The organism is Rhodococcus sp. NPDC078407 (assembly GCF_044542515.1).
Taxonomy (GTDB): Bacteria; Actinomycetota; Actinomycetes; order Mycobacteriales; family Mycobacteriaceae; genus Rhodococcoides.
Genome location: NZ_JBITUQ010000065.1, coordinates 1 through 1,077 on the forward strand (window position 1 = coordinate 1; position 1,077 = coordinate 1,077).

Genomic DNA, 1,077 nt, shown 5'->3' on the forward strand with positions numbered 1-1,077 from the left:
TGTAATGACCAGGGACGTTGTGGACGGCGTGGCAGCGACAGATAGGTGAGGACCTCCGGTATCGGTGTGGTTACCACAACTGCACCGACAACCGAGAGGTCCTCGTGTCACACGCTAATGCCTTGCTCACCCCGAAGGGGCGATTGAAACTCGCGACATCGATCGTCGACGACGGATGGTCGATCCGCCGAGCGGCCGAACGATTCCAGGTGTCACCGACCACAGCCAAGAAATGGGCCGACCGCTACCGCACCGACGGCGCGGCAGCAATGGCCGACCGCTCGAGCAGACCCCACCACAACCCGAACCGGACACCTACCCGCACCGAACGCCGAATCATCAACCTGCGCTTCCTCCGCCGGTGGGGACCACACCGCATCGCCTACCACCTACACATGGCACACAGCACCGTCTCAGCGGTCTTGCGCCGCTACAAGATGCCGCTGCTGCGTCACCTCGACCAGAACACCGGACTTGCTGTACGCCGACCACAACCCCGCCGCTACGAGCATCCCGCTCCCGGGGATCTGATCCACATCGACATCAAGAAGCTCGGCCGGATCCCCAACGGCGGTGGGCACCGCAAGCTCGGTCGCACGATCGGCAACCGCCACAACAACAAACAGGGCCGCGGATACTCGTACGTCCATCACGCCGTCGACGATCACAGCCGGCTGGCGTATTCGGAGATCCTCGGTGACGAACGCAAAGAAACCGCCTCGGGGTTCTTCGAGCGTGCCAAAGCCTACTTCGCAGCCCATGACATCACGATCGCGCGGGTACTGACCGACAACGGATCCTGTTACCGCTCAACGCTATTCGCGCAGGCACTGGGTCCTGAGATCAAGCACAAGCGAACCAGGCCGTATCGGCCGCAGACCAACGGGAAAGTCGAACGATTCAACCGAACCCTCAACCAGGAATGGGCCTACGCGAACACCTATCTCTCCGACGAAGCCCGAGCGGCGACCTACCAAGATTGGATCCATCACTACAATCACCACCGACCCCACACAGGCATCGGCGGTAAGTCACCCATCGAGCGACTCACCGTCCACAACCTCCCCGGGAAGAACA

At 61.7% G+C, this 1,077-nt stretch carries 1 protein-coding gene; it reads left to right on the plus strand.

The genetic code is table 11. The features are described 5' to 3' along the window. Positions 1–104: 104 nt before the first annotated feature. Positions 105–1,077, plus strand: a 973-nt coding sequence (locus ACIGGF_RS25385) for an IS481 family transposase (RefSeq protein ID WP_397523790.1), incomplete at its 3' end; no start/stop codon positions are given.